This window comes from Sphingomonas sp. S-NIH.Pt3_0716, assembly GCF_003950715.1.
Taxonomy (GTDB): domain Bacteria; phylum Pseudomonadota; class Alphaproteobacteria; order Sphingomonadales; family Sphingomonadaceae; genus Sphingobium; species Sphingobium yanoikuyae_A.
On record NZ_QLJK01000053.1, the window covers coordinates 1 to 15,623 of the forward strand.

The 15,623-nt window shown below is 60.9% G+C and carries 12 protein-coding genes and 1 pseudogene; 9 read left to right on the top strand and 4 right to left on the bottom strand.

The annotated features are described in order from the left end of the window. The first annotated feature begins 511 nt into the window (after window positions 1-511). Window positions 512-1,453: a M14 family metallopeptidase gene (locus tag BRX37_RS24770; protein ID WP_125990066.1), complete on the top strand. Its 942-nt coding sequence runs from the start codon at window positions 512-514 to the stop codon at window positions 1,451-1,453. A 107-nt stretch (window positions 1,454-1,560) separates the two neighbouring features. Here the strand turns inward: BRX37_RS24770 and BRX37_RS24775 are convergent, their stop codons facing one another. The 3 genes from BRX37_RS24775 to BRX37_RS24785 form a co-directional block, all read right to left on the bottom strand. Beyond that, complete coding sequence (locus BRX37_RS24775) at window positions 1,561-1,854, bottom strand: hypothetical protein (RefSeq protein ID WP_164522528.1); 294 nt, start codon at window positions 1,852-1,854, stop codon at window positions 1,561-1,563. A 183-nt stretch (window positions 1,855-2,037) separates the two neighbouring features. Then, window positions 2,038-2,871, bottom strand: a complete 834-nt coding sequence (locus BRX37_RS24780; RefSeq protein WP_125990070.1) for a M55 family metallopeptidase — start codon at window positions 2,869-2,871, stop codon at window positions 2,038-2,040. A 43-nt stretch (window positions 2,872-2,914) separates the two neighbouring features. Further along, window positions 2,915-3,571, bottom strand: coding sequence for a hypothetical protein (locus tag BRX37_RS24785; protein ID WP_125990072.1), 657 nt, complete (start codon window positions 3,569-3,571; stop codon window positions 2,915-2,917). Window positions 3,572-3,953: 382 nt separating this feature from the next. Between BRX37_RS24785 and BRX37_RS24790 the strand changes: the two genes are divergently transcribed. From BRX37_RS24790 to BRX37_RS24800, 3 genes are all read left to right on the top strand, one after another. Continuing rightward, window positions 3,954-4,682 carry a peptidylprolyl isomerase gene (locus BRX37_RS24790; protein WP_206434223.1) on the top strand — a complete coding sequence of 243 codons (729 nt, stop codon included), beginning with the start codon at window positions 3,954-3,956 and terminating at the stop codon, window positions 4,680-4,682. A 188-nt stretch (window positions 4,683-4,870) separates the two neighbouring features. Then, complete coding sequence (locus BRX37_RS24795; RefSeq protein WP_125990074.1) at window positions 4,871-7,576, top strand: winged helix-turn-helix domain-containing protein; 2,706 nt, start codon at window positions 4,871-4,873, stop codon at window positions 7,574-7,576. A gap of 385 nt (window positions 7,577-7,961) precedes the next feature. Continuing rightward, window positions 7,962-8,750, top strand: coding sequence for a hypothetical protein (locus BRX37_RS24800; protein ID WP_125990076.1), 789 nt, complete (start codon window positions 7,962-7,964; stop codon window positions 8,748-8,750). Between the two features lie 298 nt (window positions 8,751-9,048). Here BRX37_RS24800 and BRX37_RS24805 read toward each other — a convergent pair whose 3' ends face one another. Next, window positions 9,049-9,630, bottom strand: coding sequence for a TetR/AcrR family transcriptional regulator (locus tag BRX37_RS24805; RefSeq protein WP_164522529.1), 582 nt, complete (start codon window positions 9,628-9,630; stop codon window positions 9,049-9,051). A gap of 250 nt (window positions 9,631-9,880) precedes the next feature. Here BRX37_RS24805 and BRX37_RS24810 point away from each other — a divergent pair, with 250 nt between their 5' ends. From BRX37_RS24810 to BRX37_RS27510, 5 genes and pseudogenes are all read left to right on the top strand, one after another. After that, window positions 9,881-12,220, top strand: a complete 2,340-nt coding sequence (locus tag BRX37_RS24810; RefSeq protein ID WP_164522530.1) for a TonB-dependent receptor — start codon at window positions 9,881-9,883, stop codon at window positions 12,218-12,220. 216 nt (window positions 12,221-12,436) lie between these two features. Beyond that, entirely contained in the window at window positions 12,437-13,486 is a 1,050-nt protein-coding gene (locus BRX37_RS24815; protein ID WP_206434224.1) for a serine hydrolase domain-containing protein, read from the top strand. 76 nt (window positions 13,487-13,562) lie between these two features. Further along, a complete protein-coding gene (locus BRX37_RS24820) occupies window positions 13,563-14,573 on the top strand; it encodes an MBL fold metallo-hydrolase (protein WP_125990082.1) in 1,011 nt (336 codons plus the stop codon). A gap of 152 nt (window positions 14,574-14,725) precedes the next feature. Next, on the top strand, window positions 14,726-15,046 hold the full coding sequence (gene sugE / locus BRX37_RS24825) for a quaternary ammonium compound efflux SMR transporter SugE (protein WP_125990084.1): 321 nt from the start codon (window positions 14,726-14,728) through the stop codon (window positions 15,044-15,046). A 61-nt stretch (window positions 15,047-15,107) separates the two neighbouring features. After that, window positions 15,108-15,356 (top strand): annotated as a pseudogene (locus tag BRX37_RS27510) (pyrroline-5-carboxylate reductase family protein); the annotation flags it as partial. Window positions 15,357-15,623 lie beyond the last annotated feature (267 nt).

Consider the following 15,623-nt stretch of genomic DNA (forward strand, 5'->3'; position numbering starts at 1 on the left):
AGACGGCGTAAAGCTGCTCTCCCTCGGTTCAGCCGCATAAATGGAGGCGACCTGGAACGGGGCGCTGTTCAGTGCGGCAACGATCCGATTACCGGTGTCGACCCAGAGCAGCCGTAGAGCTTTTGGGGAAGCTGAAGGAACTTGTCTACGGGACCGTACCGAAGGCCTAAGTGTGGCCCCTGGGCGACTTGACCGAGTTGCGCACGCGCCATGTCACCCTCCCGCCCGTCGAAGAATTTCCGCCCCGTTGCTTGCGGGCTTGTCGGGCAAGCCGGCCGCCCGGTTCGCCGCTGCGGCTTCCCGGGCAATGGGATAGCAAGGCGTCATTCTCCGTGCCCTTGATCTACCCGCCATCATGCGCCGTTGCCGATCCCTCCGAGAGACCTTGGCTCCGCCTCGTCCGGCTCCGAACCGGCTCTGGATCGCAGCCCGGCGCGCATCTCCGCTCGTCGGCCTTGCCGCAGGCGGCATCGCCCGTCAGGATGCACCACAAAGGAAATACCCGACTGCCATGATCCACGCTTCCGCATATCCCGTGGGCACGCCCGGCCAGCCTTGGGGTGACGATGAACGGCGCGAGTGGCGCGCCCGGCTGACCCGCCACCGCAGCTACGCCGCAGATGTCGTGCCGCGGATCGAAGCCCTGGCTGACCGTTTCGACGTCATTCCCTATGGGCGCATCGAATATGGAGCAGAGACCTTCCCACTTCTCGCGCTGCGCAGCCGACCGGTCGATCCGGCTCTGCCGGGCGCCCTCGTGACGGGCGGCGTTCATGGCTACGAAACCAGCGGCGTCATGGGTGCACTGGAATTTCTGGAAGCGCACGCCGACGCATATGCCGGGCGGGTCAACCTGCTGGCGGCACCTTGCGTGAGCCCCTGGGCTTATGAGCGCGTCAATCGCTGGAACCATGATGCGATCGATCCCAACCGGCACTTCCGCGCCGATGGCCCGGCTAAAGAAGCGACGGCGCTGATCGAGCTCATCGATGCGGCGAACATGTCCTTCCTGCTGCACATCGACCTGCACGAGACGACGGACAGCGACGAAGAGGAATTTTCGCCTGCTCTCGCAGCGCGTGACGGAAAGAGGTTTGAGCCGCACCCGATCCCCGACGGCTTCTATTTGTGCGCGGATAGCGCGAATCCGCAGAGGGGCTTCCAGCAGGCGATCATCTCGGCAGTCGAAGCGGTCACGCATATCGCCTTGCCCGACGACAAGGGCGAGATCATCGGCTCGCCCGTCGTTGCACGGGGCGTGATCGAATATCCGCTGGCAGAACTGGGCCTGTGCGCTTCGATCACGGGCGCCCGGTTCGTGACCACCACCGAAGTCTACCCGGACAGCCCGCGGGCCTCGCCCGAGCAATGCAACCTCGCGCAGGTGACCGCGGTTCGCGCGGCATTGGATTTTGCTCTGGAGCAGACGAAGGGTCCGGCCGGCTGCAGCTGACCGCGTCAACTCAAGGGTGCGCCGTCCGGACCTTTGCAACCGGATTGAGCCGGCTGGAAAGCCGGTTCCGTCCGGTCGCAGCGACCATCCCCTGGGCTGGAGCCCGATTATTTGACGGCGCTGGCCAGCCCGATGAGCCCGCAGGCCGAGCAAAGCAGTACGATTTTGAGCATCGAGACCGCTTCCTTGTAGAAGATCACGCCAATGCCGATCGAAGCCAGCGGAACCAGCGCGGCGATGACCGGCATGATCAGGCCCAGCGGCATGCCCGAATGAACGATCGAGGCAAGGCTCCACATCGAGACGGTATAGACCGCGAGCAAGGCGAGCGTCCACGGCAGGTTGGTGAAGCCGGCCGTTCGCGGAACCAGCGACACCGCGAGGATCTGGGTGACCAGCAAGACTGCCACCATGGACGCATTTGCCAGCGAAAAAGTTGACCCGTTCATTATCTTCTCCCTTTATCTTCTTATCGCTCCGACCATCCCGCATCATGAGCCCCCCGCCGCGGCGCCCGCCTGCTCTGCCGCGCTAGCCCGACGCCGAACGCGCGTCCCGATCGGCCACGCAACGCAGGGCACCGGCTAAAACGGCGTTTGGCCGTTCGGCTGGTACATGATGACAAACGAGATGAACCGCATCGCGTCGGCCATGGAATCGAAAGTGGCCCGAATCGACCAGCCGTCGAGCCTTTCGACCCACGGCAGATAGGCGAGCATTTCCGGTGCTCCGTGGCTGGTCATTTCCAGATCGACCACAAAGGGTGGCTCGACTTTGAACGAAACGGCCGACGGTTGGGAGAAGGCTGCCTCCGCGGCCTCTCTGAGAGCCCCGCACGTCTGCGCCGGCGGCAGGGCCATCTGCGACTTGAAGCCGAACGACGTCTTCGTCGTCACAAATTTGGCCCCGGGCGCGTAACGCCTGGCATCTTCGATCGTATATTCGTCACCCGAGACGAAGAGCACGGGCTTGCCGAACGATCCCGCGAGGGCTGCGTTGAAATAGCCTTCGGATGCGAGTTCGCCGTTCAGCCGTATCGACCGCAATGCCGCGCCCGAGTAACTATGCGCCAAGAGGCCATCGGCCGTTCCGGCGCCTGCGTGATAACCGACGAAGGCACAGGCATCCACGCTCGGATCGTCGATCATCTGCATCTGCAGCAGTGGACGGGGAAATGACCGGATCAACTGGACATTGTCGACCAGCAAATCGGGATCGATATTCTGCGCATTACCGTGGCCGTCAGCAGCTATCACCTCGTCATATCCGGCTGCGAAAGCCGCCTCCGAAACCGCATTCAGCTCGGCCGTCATCCATCGCCGGTATGCAGTATATTCCCAACCCGATGGCATGAGGGAAACTGTCGAGGCAACCCCCGCGACACCCTCCATATCTACCGACACCAACAACCTGCGCATCGTCAAAGATCCTTAAGACAGCCCGTTAGGGACCCAAGCCTGGTCACGCGTCCGACTTTACCGTCCCCGCATCGAGTTCCGCTGCCCTGCCAGCGACCATTTTTCTGAGCAGGGGTACGAATTCATCCTTCCACAGCCGCGTGGGTTCGGTGCTGTCGAACCCGCCGGGACCCCATATCGAGCGCGCAAGCGCCTCTTCTTCGGTCGTCCCGGGCGGCAGTCGCTCGGCATGCTCGAACACGGCGGTAACGGTCGTTCGGCTGTCATGGTCGTTCAGCACGACGGTTTGGAACCCCGGGCTGATGCCGCCGTTGCGGCCATCCTCCGGAACGGGCTCGAAAAGCGTGAGCAAATGCTGGGGAATGACACGGATCACGCGGGCAGGCTCGGACCATTCGCCGGTGCTGGTCTGGTAGCGCAGGGTCTGCTGGCCGAGGTCATGTTCCTCGCTGTCGTATAGCCGACCCCATGCCCCCGAAAATCGGAAACCGAACGGCCCTTCGAAACTATTGAAGTCGCTGACGAACTCCCATGCTATCGCCGACGGCACATCGAGAGTGAACATGAGACTTGCCGTAAGTCCGACGACGGGACCTGCATCGGTCATGTAGCTGAAGTGGCGGATGTGATAGCCGAAACCCTCCTCGCTTGTGTCGCTTCCTTCATACCAATTCGGCTCGATCGCTGTTCCTTGGCTCACACGGCTTCCTTTGCGCAATAAAATATCAAGTCTTCAATGATCCGGGCAGACCTGTCTCGATAACCCGCGGGGCAGACGGCAATTGGGTCGCTTGCCGTCCGCCGAGCCAGGATTGTCTTGAAGTCCACCTGCAGGCCGAAGGTCCGGGGCCGGGTTTTTAGGCCGCACCAGGTGGGCTACATTTCTCAGCGGCATCCCCGCGGAACAACTACCCAGTAGGGTAGGTTGATGACGCGCTCGCCGAGGCGCATGTCCCTGCCAGAACCTGCGAGGCTCTTCGCTCGCCGGCACGCGGATCGGATGCGAGACCATGATGGCGAGCGAGCGCGCAGCTTCGACGTGCCCGAGAATAGCCGGCCCCGCATCGGCATGGACGACGGCGATGGCATCAGTCCGTTCGCAGAAGCGCCGATCGTGGACGGCGGCGGCGTTCGCGCTTGGTGCGATCCTGCTGGGCACCGACTGCGGAGGCGGCACCGGCATGAAGGTGTCGGGTCAGGAACCGGCCCCGGCGGCGCTTGGGGGTGGGCGCTTGAAGAACGAGGTGGGACGAATGCCTGTCGAGAAGCGTGCGGACACCGTCCGGGTCAGGATGGATACCGAATATGGACCGATGATTTTCGAAATCTACACGGGCCGTGCGCCAATCACGGCCCGGAATTTCCTGCGTCATGTCGACGAAGGCAGGTACGCAGGCAGCTCATTCTACCGGACCGTGAGGCTCAACAACCAGCCGAACGACAAGGTGAAGATTGAAGTCATCCAGGGCGGTATCGGAATAAGGGAATCCACGCTTCTGCCCCCAATCGAGCACGAGACGACCCGGGAGACGGGGACTAAGCATCTCGACGGGACGCTATCGATGGCGCGGATGGCCGTGGGAACGGCGACATCCGAGTTCTTCATCTGCATCGGCGCCCAACCCGGTCTCGACCAGGGCGGGATACGCAATCCCGACGGTCAGGGATTTGCGGCCTTTGGACGCCTGATAAGCGGAAGCGAAATCCCGAGACGAATTCACCGGCGCCCCGATGAGGGCCAGATGCTGGCTCGTCCTGTCAAGATCATATCCATCGCGCGCCTCGACGGGCGCGGCATTGAACCTCGTTAGGCTGACATGCAGAGAACAGGCCATCCATCCTGCCGGGTGGCCGACCAGTATAACGCGGGCGTAGGTCATATCCTTGATATGCTGCGTCGCGGACGTCCGGCAGCGGGAACATACTCGCCAGAAAGCCGGCATATCTGTACCAAGGTTTCAGCGCCTATCCTTACGTATCGCCAGCGGAAGCAAGTTTGATGAAACCCGGTTTCGAAGATCCGTCGGCTTACGGCTCCTGGCTGATTGAAACAAAGCTTTCGCCGCCGGTCTCGAACCCGGAACTCATCGATCGGTCGACCGCGCTGCAGGTCATCGATCGCATATCGACGCACAAGGTGGGATTAATCGTCGCGCCGGCGGGCTACGGGAAAACCTCGCTCCTCTCGCAATGGTCCGTTCTCCAGGACGAAGACACCCGGTCTGTGGCTTGGGTTTCGCTCGATGCAAGCGACGTGGATGTGCGCCAGTTCGCGAGCTATTGCATCGCCGCGCTCACGAAGGCCGGCGTCAACCTCGGGCAGCTGGAACTTGCTGCCGAAAGCTTCCTGGTCGAAACAGCCCTGGCGTCGGTCATTCCGCGGATCGTCGCCAGCATCTCGAACGAGCCAAGGCAGATCATTCTCGTCCTCGATGACTATCATCTTGCGGAATCGCCGGCCGTTTCGGAATTTGTCTCGACGTTCCTGGCCTATGCACCCGGCAACCTCCGGTTCCTGATCAGCAGCAGGACGGTTCCCAATCTCGCCGCGAGTTCACTGATCGCCTCTTCGCAGGCCTTCGAGGTCGGCGTCGAAACGCTTCGTTTCAGCCGCGAGGAAATGCGATCCTTTGCGGGCGACGCCTTCGACGAGCAGACCCTCAACTATCTCGACTCCAGGGCCGAAGGCTGGGCGGTGGCCGTCCAGCTGGCAAAGCTTACGCCCAAGGAAAAGCAGCAGCATGGCGTCCTGCCGCCGACGCAGCGCGAGCATATCGCGAACTATCTGATCCAGCAGATTCTGAGTCATTGTTCGCCGGACGAGCGGACATTCCTGTTGAGATCGTCGATACTCGACAGGTTTTCGCCGAAGCTGGCGGAGCGTATCTGCGGCAGCGAGATCAGCCGCAACGTCCTCCAGAATTCGACGCTGGTTCGCCCCTTGCTCATCAGGCTCGACAGCGAAGATCAATGGTACAGGTATCACCACCTTTTTTCCGAGTTGCTGAGCGGCGTCCTTGACAGCACCTCGCCCGAGCTCATCCCCTCGCTCCATGCCGATGCATCGTCATGGTTCGAGGAGCATGGCGACGTCGTCAACGCAGTCACCCATGCCATAAAGTCCGGCAATGTCGATCGTGCCGTCAAGCTCGTCCTCGATGCCGGCGGTTGGGAGTTGACGCTTTTCGGCGGCGTTTCGGTCCTGAGGGTGCTGATCAGAAATTCCCTGACCGATGGAATCAATCGCTTTCCGCGGCTGCAAATTGCCTATGCGCTTCTGTTGATGAAGGATGGTCATATCAAGGAAGCCGAAGCCCAGCTGCAGCAGATTGAAATCGATTTCCGTTCCAACCGGCTCACCGAATTGGAGCGGAGGGATTATGTTGTAACCAAGGCTCAGCTCGACACTTACCGGGACGCGGTGCTCTCCGAAGCCTCGTTCGGCATGCTGCGCGGCATGCTGGAAGACTGGCCCCTCGAAGACCCGCGGGGCGCCGGGGTCATCCAGGCTCTTGTGGGGATAAGCGCGAATGCGCGGTGGCAGTTCAAGCTCGCGACCGAGGCCACCAACGCCGGCGTCAGCTCGATGCGACGCGCCAATTCCGTCCTTGGCATCAGCTATTGCTACATGCATCTCGGGCAAACCGCTTTCTACCAAGGCGATTTCGAGCTCGCGATAGCGCATCTCCGTGAAGCGGCCGACAGCGTAGAGGATAATTTCGGCGCCGACAGCCAACTGAAGAACAGCAGCGACATCGTCCTGAGCGCGCTCGGCTACTGGCAGAATCACGTGTCGCTGGACGCCCCTCGGCTTCTCATGCTCCTCGCGACGGCCTGCGACACCGACAGCTGGTTCGACGTCTATTTTTGCGGATTTTCCTGTCTCCTCGATCATGGCCTGACCGCCCGGGATCCGGAACTTTTGCAAGCGGCGCTCGACCTGTGCAGGACAACCATCCGGAGAAAGGAAATTTCACGGCTGGCGCTGCTCCTCCCATTCTTCGAACTCTATGTCGCGATCGCGAACGATAACGAGAGTGATATCTTGCGGGCGGCTCGCAAATGCGAAGAACTTGAGGGCATGGAAGGCGGCCCCTTCAGCCTCGAAGCAAATTTCATACCGCTCGCCGAATCGGCCCTGATGCTCAACAGTCGCTACGGTCTAGACCCTGTTCTTGCATCGCGGCTGTCCGGATTGAACAACATCATCGGGATTGCCGAAGACAGGGGAGCCCATTTCTTCCTGATCCGTCTGCTTGTTATGCGCGCCCGAATCCAACATGATCGAAGGGGCGTCGAACGCGGCGTCGACGACATTCTGAAGGCGGCAAAATATGCCGCGCGCACGTCCATGAAGACCCCTTTTGCAACCCCTGCCGTGGCGGCTATTGTCCGTGCTGCAGTCCGATCGGGGAGGGACAAGCCGGAAAATCGGCTGGAAGTCGCCTTCTTGCAGGATTGCCTCGCAAATCCGATCCTCGATCGACGCGGCAGCGTCAAGGAGGACGAGAAGAAGCTGAGCAGGCGGGAACTCGACGTCTTGGCTGAGCTTGCGGTCGGACAGTCAAACAAGGGAATCGCAAGAGCGCTCGACATGACCGACCACACTGTAAAGTTTCACCTCAAGAATATCTTCGCGAAACTGGGGGTAGACAATCGCATTTCGGCGATCAATGCCGCGCGCGACATGCAGCTCATTCACTAGAGCGACTGGCTGCGGCTTCAGGGACTCACCATGATCGGCAAGCGCTCGCGACGGTCTGCCATGCCGATGCCGCGCTTTTTAAAGTTCGCCGCGGAGGCGCGCGTGATGATTGGATGACCGCCTCCTCGCCGCCGGCCGGCGTCGCGTTTCGCCGTCTCTGGCCCGAAAGATCTGGCGCGCCGCTGTAACCGTCCCGCCAACTACCCGACTGGGTAGTTGTTCGAGCCATAAGAACCGCCGAAACGCAGTACCTCAAGCGGGAAGAGAAGCGGCAAGAGGCTTCAGGCGACCGAGCGATGGGCTATCCGCCTTTCCGGCAATTCGCTAAGCGCCACATGCATCTTCGTCCGCCACCAACATATCGAAAAATAAGAGAGGGACCTCTATGCGCATCATAAAGTCGATTTCATCGAGTGCTATCCACGCCGCGATCGTTATGCTGGCAGCCGGCACCATCAGCACGGCAGCCTATGCCGATACGACGAAAGGCCCGACCGAGGTCAGCGCGCCGAGTAAGGTCGGAACGGTCACGGATTGGAACTGGTATGAAGGCATCGATGTAAGCGAGCACGGCGTAGGCTTTCATCAGAAGCACTTCAGCTACATGACCGAGACCGGCCCCGTTGTGGGTATCGTGACCAACATCATGTTCACGCTCGACGCTCCGGCCTGGATCGTCTGGAAGCATATGAAAGACTTCAACACGTTCGAAGGCCCCTTCGGCATCAAATATACGGGATCCTGGGGAGATCTTTACACGAGCGAGGAGCAGTTGCTCGGGAAGAGGACGCTGCAATATGGAGCCGCGGACGGTTCATGGAACTCCGTACCCTCGGAAGTCATCAAGGTTATCCCGCAAAACCAGCTCACCCTGTATGAGACCGTCCCGAGCGACGGCAGTTCAGGCGGCGTCAGCCCGGGGTTTCACACCGTCCTGTTTACGGAGTTCGGCGGCAAAACGACGGTGACGAAGGTGCTTCAGCACACTGCGCGGCTGACCGGCTTGAAGAGTGAAATAGAGGGTGTGAGGCAGGCGGACTTCGGTCCGCTCAAATACCCTCACGCTCAGGCAAAAATGTGGTGGATTGATCAGTTTCCTCCGCTCCTGCGAAAGCTTGTAGCCGAAGATCCCGACAACGTGGCTTTAAAAAAGGCGCCGGTTGCAAAACGTTGATCCTCGGGGTTTTCTGCATTCTTGCTGCCGCTTCCTGAGCATTCCGGGCGGTCCGTTTGCGCCAGCGTGGTTCGGAGCTCCCTGAACCACGCTGGCTTTGGCACACCAAAAAATTCCACAGACCGCCTCCGTGGGCATTCAGATCGCTTGCGTAGCTGGATCCGAAAGGCGGACTCACACCGGATCGGCTACAAGAGCCGATGACCTTCCTTGCATATCGATGACAGTCTTCGGTGAAATCGGACGAGCAGCTCTCCGATCAGCGCCCGCGATGCATTCATTGTAGCAAGGCCGCGTCTCAAAATGCCTTTCGCGCCAAGGTTTCGACGATGTCGTCGCGCCACGATTCGATATCACTGTCGACCTTTCCCAACGCGGCAAACGCCTCCCAGGTACTGGAGCTGAAGACGATGTAGAGATACATCGAAAGTTTGTTGAGTTTCGCGTCGGGCAGTTTCGAGCCCATCCTTCTGAGGATGCTGGCGAGCCAGTCGATGACGCGTTCATTGTGCGCGGCGTCGAGCTTCTTGATCGCAGGAAGGCCGCGCAACAGACCTGAGAGGAACATCTGCGGCGTCTCGTCCCGCTCCGCCGCCGCGATGCGGGTACGCGCCAGTTCCAGAAAATGATCGAAATTCGGCGTAGCGCCCAGTTCGGTATCGATCGCGACCAGCGCAACCCAGATACGGTCGAGCGCGCGGCTGTAGAGCGCGGCAAGGATCGCCTCCTTGTCATCGAAATAATGATAGACGGTGCCGATCGAAATACCGGCATTCTTCGCGATCTGGTTAGTCGACAGGTCGATCAGGCCATGCGCCGCGATGTGGCGCTCGGTTGCCGTCAGAATATCCTCGATCTTCTTCGCCGAACGTTTCTGCACAACTGGTCTGCGAAGCGGCTGATCCTTGCTTGTCTGCGGCATTTCAGAGGTTCCCATCATTGCGGCCTTACAGGCTTTGATCCCCTCGTTTCAATGCGCACCCGCCAGAAATTTGGGGCGGCCCAATAAATATTGAGTTATGGCTCAATTTTATTGCACGGGCGGCGCCGTGACGCTAGTGGGCGATTCGCATCGGACCCACGACACCGAACGGAACAAGATCGTGGGCCGCAATCAGGGAGAGATGCGCATGAGGAACAAAATCGCATTGGCGCTGATCATTGGCGCGGCGCTGCCCGGCCACGCCGTCGCGCAAACGGAGGCCCCGCCCTCCAGCGACGTTCAGACCGAGCTCGAGCCAGCCGAAATACTGGTCACCGCGCAACGCCGCGAGCAGAATATCCAGGATGTGCCGATCGCCATTTCCGCTTTTGGCGGCGAGCGCCTTCAGGAACTGGGGATCTCGAGCGTCGACGAACTCACCCAGTTCGTGCCCGGCGCCGAACTGTTCGACGATCGCGGATCGGGGCAACCCAGCTGGGTTATCCGCGGCGTCGGCCTGGCCGATTTCAACTCGAACAACACGCCGACGGCTGCGGTCTACTATGACGACTTTTATCTGACCTCGAACGTCATGGGCGGTGTCGCGACGTTCGACATCGATCGCGTCGAAGTGCTGAAGGGGCCGCAAGGCGGTCTTTACGGACGCAATACGACGGGCGGCGCGGTAACGATCAACTCGACGCGCCCGTCGCTGAGCCGATATTCGGGCTATCTTCGCGCCCATTATGGCCGGTGGGACCAATATGGTGTCGAGGCAGCAGTCGGCGGCCCGATCAGCGAAAATCTTGCCTTTCGGCTTGCCGCCACGGGGGATTTCGGGGGCGGATGGCAGGACAGCCTCGCAACCCCCCGGAACGACCGTTATGGCGATCGCAAGCTATGGGCAGCGCGCGGTCAGATACTGGCCACGCCCACCGATGGGCTGGAACTTCTTTTCAAGCTGGACGTGGGCGCCGACAAATCGGAAACGACGCTTGCCCAGGCCTTGGGCGCTTATGACCTCGCGACGGGCGATTTCTGCGCCGCAGTCTACGCCGGACGCCGCGGCGATGCCGATTGCGTCGGCTTTCACAACCTCACCAACGCACTGGTGCTGACGCCCGGCGAGCCTGGAGTATTGCCGTCGGCGCAGGACAAGTCGGGGCGCGTCGTCCTTGCCAACCCGATCAACCGGCTCGACAACAAATGGACCGGCATCTCGCTGCGCGCCAGCCAGGATCTGGCCGGCGCGACGCTGACCTCGATCACCGGCTATCTCAAATATCGCAACCGGCAATATTATGACTATGACGCCACGCCCCTGACCCTGTTTCATGAAACGCCGGGAACCTCGCAGATCGAGTCTTGGTCGCAGGAATTGCGGCTCGTCTCGAACGGCGGTGGCGCGCTGAGTTGGCTGGTCGGCGCACTCTATGCGAAAGACACGATCCGCGAAGACCGTGCCGGGCAGTTCAACGACAATTTCCTCGCATTTGGCGGCATTCTTCCCGAACCCTTCGTCAGCGAACGGCTGTTTCGCCAGCGAACAGAGTCCTGGGCGGTCTATGCCCAGCTCGGCTATGACATCACCAATACGATCAATCTCAACGGCTCGCTGCGCTACACCGAGGAAGACAAGGACCTGCTGGGTTACACCCATCTCCTTGGTCCGCGCGATACCGGCTTCCCCGCGCTGCTTGACGAAAACCGGTCGCTGAAACTCGGCACGCATCTGTCGGGCCATATCGGCATCGACTGGAAACCCGATCCCGACACGCTGATCTATGGCAAGATCACGCGCGGCTTCAAATCGGGTGGATTCTTCGGCGGCTTCGCGCTCAATCCGGCCGAGCTCGATCCCTATCGGGAAGAAACCGTCTGGTCCTACGAGGCCGGCTTCAAGACGGAGCCCGTCAAGGGCCTGAAGGTCAACGGCGCCGTCTATTATTACGACTATCGCGACGTGCAGGGCTTCATCGGATATTTCGATGACCTGCTCGGGCAGACGCTGACCAAGCTCGGCAACATCGGCAACGCCCGCCATGTCGGCGCCGAGCTTGATCTGCTCTGGCAACCGCGCGCGATATCCGGCCTGACGCTGCAGGCGTCGGGTGCCTGGCTGGATGCAAAGATCACCGATTCGACGGTGACCAGCTTCTCGGAAAATGGCACCGCGCTTCCGCTCAAGGGCCTCGACCGAAGCTTCGCACCCAAGCTCAGCCTGAGCGCCCTCGCGCGGATGGATTTCGATATCGGTGATCAGCGCGCCGCGGTCCAGCTTTCCTACAGTTGGCGCGACGATCTTGTGACGCGGAAGGCATCGCTGACCGACCTCGACTACGGCCTTTCGCGCCACGCGGGATATGGGTTGCTTAACGCCCGCCTCTCGCTGGCCGACACGGCCAATGGCTGGGAGGTCGCGCTCTCCGGCGAGAACCTGCTCGACAAGGCCTACGCGCTGCGCGTCAACGGCGACGATGTGGGCAGTTTTTCGTCGCTGCCCGGACAGCCGCGGCAGTGGAAGGTCGAAGCGAAATACAGCTTCTGACACGGCAATTCACCAGTTGATGAGGATATTTTCATGAAGGTTCCGATGATGAAATGGCTTTTGCTCGGTGGAGTCACGCTGACGCTCGCCGCCTGTGCCGCCAGTGGCGCGCGTACACCGCAGCCGGACCGCGCGAGGTTCGTCGGATCGCTGTTTTCGGGTCAGGAGCAATATGAGAATTTCGCCCGGATCGGCGCGATATTTCCGACCGCACCGGTGACCGCACCGGCGAAAGCCTTTCAGTTCCCTGAAGGCGCACGGGCCACGCTTCCGCCGACATTCAACTATGAGGGACAACCGGTCGACACCGCGGCATTCCTGAGCGAAACCGATACCGCGGCGTTGCTCGTCCTCAAGGACGGCAAGGTGCGTTACGAACATTATGCGCTGAGCGGCGGCCGGAACGTGCGCTGGCTATCGATGTCGGTAGCAAAGAGCTTCATCTCCGCGCTCGTAGGCATCGCGGTCGAGGAAGGCCATATCAAGAGCATCGAGGACCCGATCACCCGCTATCTGCCGGAACTTGCCGGATCGGCCTATCAGGACGTGCGCATCAAGGATGTGCTCCAGATGTCCTCCGGCGCGAGCTGGAATGAGAATTATGGCGATCCACAGTCGGATGTCAGTCGCCTCGGCATGGTGATGGCGCGCGGCGGCTCTTTCAACAGCATTCCAGCGGGCCTCAAGCGCGACCATGCGCCGGGCACCTTCAACCGCTATAATTCGGCGGAAACGCAAGTCCTCGGCATGTTGCTCAAGAAGGCGACGGGACGTTCGATAGCCAGTTATATGACGGAAAAGCTGTGGCAGCCGCTCGGCGCGGAAACGAACGCCGCCTGGGTCATCGACGACACGGGCATGGAGATGGCCTTTGCCGGGCTGACCGCGACGGCGCGCGACTATGCCAAGCTCGGCGAACTCTATCGCCTGCGCGGCAATTGGCACGGCCGCCAGATCATACCCGCGAAGTGGGTCGAGGCATCGGTCTCGCCCGACGCCCCGCACCTTATGCCCGGTGCGCGGCCAAACGCCGATTCCCCGATGGGCTATGGTTATCAATGGTGGGTGCCAGCAGGCAGCGATGGCGAGTTTTCGGCTATCGGCGTGTACAATCAGTTCATTTACGTGAACCCCTCGAAAAACATCGTCATCGTGAAACTCTCGGCCAACAGCGACTATGCGCAAACCAATGAGGAAAAGAGTTTTCGCGAGTTGGAAACGATCGAACTTTTTCGCGCCATCGGCACAGGGATGAGAGAACCGTAACGCAGGAGGCGGGGGTCGAGCACCGGGAAGCGGGAGTCCGGGACGACGTGTTGACAGCGATCAGGCGCGACGCGCAATGCGGCTCAAGAACGAAGCCGGACATCTCCGGACACAGCGAGGGGTCGACATGCGAGCAATTGGTAAGCGCATCGCGGCGATTGCCGGCGGTCTGCTCTTTTTCTTCGTGATCGGGTCGATCTACCAACCCTATCTCAAGGCGATCTCGATGGCGATGTCGGCCGATCGGCCGAGGCCATATCCGATGCCGAAGAAGCTCGCGGCCGGGATGGTCAAGGTCGATGACTGGTTCGTCGTTGCCCGTATTGATGACAGGACGTTCGCTATCGGCGAACCACGCTATGGCCAGTGCAACTTCGCCTATCTCATGATCGGACGTGATCGCGCCCTGCTCTGGGACAGTGGCCCCGGAGACCGGGACATCAGCCGGGTGGTGGCGCAACTAACCACATTGCCCGTCACCGCGATGCCCTCGCACCTTCATTTCGACCATGTCGGCGGACTGCGATATTTTCGCGATGTCGCATTGCCCGATGTCGCGGGGCTCCGCGCGCGCGCGAAGAATGGCAAGCTGAAGCTTCGCCGGTTCGAATTCCTCGGGTTGATCGAGAACCGAAAGTCGCCAGTGCTCCGCGTCACGCGCTGGATCTCCAAGGATGCCGAGATCGATCTTGGTGGCCGCAAGCTGCGGGTTCTTGGTGCGCCCGGCCACACCGACAATTCGTTGGTGCTCCTCGACGAAGCGAGCGGCAATATGTTCACGGGAGACAGCATCTATCCCGGCTATGTTGCGGCGTTCTTGCCCGGCGCCGACCTTCATGCCTTCCGCGCCAGTGCGGCAAGGATGGCGATGTTCGCAAAGCCCGGCGCCGGGCTGTTCGGCGGTCATGGCTGCATCGGGGTGGAACAGGGCCTCGGAATACCCCGGCTCCCCGCCAGCGACTGGAAACATCTGGAACGCGCGCTCGATCAGGCCCTCAAGCCGCAGCCGACAATCCTGTTGCCGCGTACGCTCCCTCTTCGAGAGGATTTGATTTTGGAAGCCAAGGCCCCCTGGATGTCAAAATAACGGCGTCGTCGGTCCGTGAGAGCAAAGCGCGTATCGCAGTCATTGACCAAATAATGAGCTGCCGATAGATCGGCGGCGCGGCGACCACGTTCCCGCCCCGAATGGGTAATCAAGACCGGGACGGCCCGGCAGTCCACCATTTGGAGACTGCTATGGCATGGGTCTATCTTGTTATCGCCGGAATTCTGGAAGTCGTCTGGGCCTTCTTCATGAAGCAATCCGACGGTTTCACAAAGCTCGCGCCGTCGGTGATCACCATCATCGCAATGGTTGCCAGCTTTGCCCTTCTTGCGCTCGCGATGAAGGAGCTTCCGCTCGGCACGTCCTATACGGTCTGGACGGGAATCGGCGCGATCGGAGCTTTCGCCGTGGGGGTCGTGGTGCTCGGTGAAGGCACGAGCCTGCTGCGCCTCGCGGCAGTGGGCCTCATCATAAGCGGCCTTATTCTCATGAAGCTTTCGTCATCGCACTGACCGCGCCCGAATCGCCGTCAGTTTAATTGCCAGCACCGCCGCGCGCGATGGAGTTGCCAGAATGAAAATCCTTCTTGTCGGTTGCGGTCGGATGGGCGGCGCGATGGCGCACGCCTGGAGCGCAGATCACGATGTATCCGCTTTTGATCCGGGCGCCACTCTTCCGCCTGCGGTTCTTCGCGTGGCCTATCTCGAAGACATCGCCGAAACGGCGTATGATGTGGTGGTGCTGGCGGTCAAACCGCAGGCATTCCCCGACGTCGCAGCTTCGCTGCTGCATGTGGTTGCCGATGCAGGATGTCTTCTGTCCATCATGGCGGGCGTGACGATTGCTTCGATTCAGAAGCATCTTGGCGGGCCGCTGCCAACGGTACGCGCCATGCCGAACATGCCAGCCACGATCGGACAAGGCATCACCGTCGCGGTTGCCTCTGCGGCCCTGCCCGCGACGGCTCTGTTGCAAAGATTGGCGGCAGTCAGAGGTAGGCTGTCGCTCTGCGCCGATCAGGCGGCTGCTGCGAAATGGTGGTTGAGCATGCCCATGGCCTCCGTCAGCGCCGAGGGCCCAATGCCAAAA